The sequence below is a fragment of the Streptomyces sp. NPDC057654 genome (assembly GCF_042800135.1).
In the GTDB taxonomy this organism is placed as follows: Bacteria; Actinomycetota; Actinomycetes; order Streptomycetales; family Streptomycetaceae; genus Streptomyces.
Map to the genome: position 1 here is coordinate 1 of NZ_JBHVHQ010000989.1, position 2,704 is coordinate 2,704.

The window sequence follows — 2,704 nt, forward strand, 5'->3', positions numbered from 1 at the left end:
CTCATCGAGCGTTCCAGGCCCCTCGCGCGTCTGTGTGCGTGCGCCCCGGCGCGCGGCTACGCGGCGAAGCCGTGGGCCAGCAAAGCCACGGCTATGAGTGCCACCAGCAGCGCGATGAGCGTGGCCGGGGTCAGGGCGGCGAAGAGGCCGTCCTGCTGCTGGAGGCGCTCCCGGCTCGCCCGGCAGACGGGGCAGCGGCCCTCGCTGACGGGGGCCGCGCAGTTGGCGCACACCAGTCGGTCGCATGTCATGCGATTTCCTCCTCCGGTACGTCCAACGAGCGGGGTCGCCCAGTCGTTCCCCCTACCACTACTGTGCCAGCTTCCGCCGCGTTCGGCGCGACCGAGGGTCACTGAGCCGAATCGATCGGATGTCGATGGGATGTTGATGGGATTTTGTCTGGAGGTGTCCCCGATGAGGCCGTGGCCAAACGCCCAAGGGCGGCTCAAGACAGCCCCAAGAACGGACGCCGACTGCGCGCGTGCTCGTGGTTCGCGTATGGTCACGCACACCGACGGGAGCCGCAACCGCAGCGTCCCGAACCCCTATCCAGGTCGACGCGTGGTGCATTCGTGATCCGATTCGACAACGTCTCCAAGTCCTACCCGAAGCAGAACAGTCCCGCCTTGCGGGACGTCTCGCTTGAGATCGAGAAAGGCGAGTTCGTCTTCCTCGTCGGCTCTTCGGGTTCCGGCAAGTCCACTTTCCTGCGGCTGCTGCTGCGCGAGGAGCGTGCCAGTCACGGCCAGGTGCACGTGCTGGGCAAGGACCTCGCCCGGCTCTCCAACTGGAAGATTCCGCAGATGCGCCGCCAGTTGGGCACCATCTTCCAGGACTTCCGCCTGCTCCCCAACAAGACGGTCGGGCAGAACGTCGCCTTCGCACTGGAGGTCATCGGCAAGCCCCGCGGCGAGATCCGCAAGGGCGTGCCCCAGGTCCTCGACCTGGTCGGCCTCGGCGGCAAGGAGGAGCGGATGCCCGGCGAGCTCTCCGGCGGTGAGCAGCAGCGCGTCGCGATCGCCCGCGCGTTCGTCAACCGCCCCATGCTGCTGATCGCGGACGAGCCGACCGGCAACCTCGACCCGCAGACCTCGGTGGGCATCATGAAGCTGCTGGACCGGATCAACCGGACCGGGACCACAGTGATCATGGCCACCCACGATCAGCAGATCGTCGACCAGATGCGCAAGCGCGTCATCGAACTAGAGAAGGGCCGTCTCGTACGCGACCAGTCGCGCGGCGTGTACGGCTACCAGCACTGAAAGGACGCCATGCGCGCCCAGTTCGTCCTGTCGGAGATCGGCGTGGGTCTCCGCCGAAATCTGACGATGACTTTCGCGGTGATCGTCTCGGTCGCTCTCTCGCTCGCCCTCTTCGGCGGCTCGCTGCTCCTGCGCCAGCAGGTCAGTACGATGAAGGGCTACTGGTACGACAAGGTCAACGTCTCGATCTTCCTCTGCGGAAAGAACGACGTGGGCTCCGACCCCGCCTGCGCCAAAGGCGCGGCCACCGAGGACCAGAAGAAGCAGATCAAGTCCGACCTCGGCAAGATGGACCTCGTCGAGAACGTCCAGTTCGAGACGGCGGACGAGGCGTACAAGCACTACAAGGAGCAGTTCGGCGGCTCTCCGGTCGCCGGGTCCGTGACGGCGGACCAGATGCAGGAATCCTTCCGTATCAAGCTCAAGGACCCCACCAAGTACAAGGTGATGACCAGCGCCTTCGCCGATCGCCCCGGTGTGCAGTCGGTGCAGGATCAACGGTCCACGCTGGAGGGGCTCTTCAATATCCTCAACACCATGAACGCGGCGGCGATCGGCGTGATGGCGCTGATGCTGATCGTGGCGCTGTTGCTGATCGTGAACACGGTCCGCGTCTCCGCGTTCAGCCGCCGCCGCGAGACCGGCATCATGCGGCTGGTCGGCGCGTCCAGCTTCTACATCCAGATGCCGTTCATCATGGAGGCCGCCTTCGCGGGGCTGCTCGGCGCGGGGCTCGCGTGCGTGCTGCTCGTCTGCGGCCAGTACTTCATGGTGAACAACTACCTCGTGGAGCACGTCACCGTCATCCAGTTCATCGGCTGGGACGCGGTGCTTGCCAAGCTGCCGCTGGTGCTCGCCATCGGCCTGCTGATGCCCTCCTTCGCGGCCTTCGCGGCCCTGCGGAAGTATCTCAAGGTATGACATAGGGACAGGGCGCCGTACGGACAAGTCTCCGTACGGCGCCTTCTCGTGTCCTAGACTCACGCGCATGTCCGGCCCGCCGATGCCCGTCCGGCCCCACCGCCACCGCCGAGCGGCCGCGCTGACATTGGTCTTCGCGAGCGTGCTGGCGACGGGCGCCGCCGCCGGTTCGTGGGCCGATGACAGCCAGAACGTCCGGAATACCGCCTATGCTCCGGCGTCCGCCCGGCAGGCCGCCGGGTCCGTCGACCGCGAACAGCTCGCCGACGCCGCCGCCGCGGCCGCCGAGGACGGCAAGTCCGGCGCGGACGCGGCCGAGGCGGTGGCGAGCCGCAGCGGTGACCGGTGGGCCGCCGTCTACAGCGCCCGCGAGTACGAGGGCCTCCAGCAGACGCTCGACGGGCGGTACGTCGGCGTCGGGCTCTGGGTCCGCACCGGTACGGGCGGCCGGATCGAGGCCGACCGGGTGCAGCCCGGCAGCCCCGCCGCCCGCGCCGGGCTACGGGCCGGGGACCGGCTCA

The 2,704-nt window shown here is 67.7% G+C and carries 4 protein-coding genes; 3 read left to right on the plus strand and 1 reads right to left on the minus strand.

The genetic code is table 11. The features are described from left to right. Positions 1 to 56 precede the first annotated feature (56 nt). A complete protein-coding gene (locus ACFU99_RS39335) occupies positions 57 to 251 on the minus strand; it encodes a hypothetical protein (protein ID WP_384402247.1) in 195 nt (64 codons plus the stop codon). 321 nt (positions 252 to 572) lie between these two features. On the opposite strand from ACFU99_RS39335, the gene ftsE reads away from it, so the two are divergent. The 3 genes from ftsE to ACFU99_RS39350 all read left to right on the plus strand — a co-directional run. Beyond that, entirely contained in the window at positions 573 to 1,262 is a 690-nt protein-coding gene (ftsE, locus tag ACFU99_RS39340; RefSeq protein ID WP_363135510.1) for a cell division ATP-binding protein FtsE, read from the plus strand. A gap of 9 nt (positions 1,263 to 1,271) precedes the next feature. Then, on the plus strand, positions 1,272 to 2,183 hold the full coding sequence (gene ftsX, locus ACFU99_RS39345; RefSeq protein ID WP_384402251.1) for a permease-like cell division protein FtsX: 912 nt from the start codon (positions 1,272 to 1,274) through the stop codon (positions 2,181 to 2,183). Between the two features lie 67 nt (positions 2,184 to 2,250). Further along, positions 2,251 to 2,704 (plus strand): PDZ domain-containing protein (locus ACFU99_RS39350; RefSeq protein ID WP_384402254.1); only part of this gene is annotated, 454 nt, incomplete at its 3' end.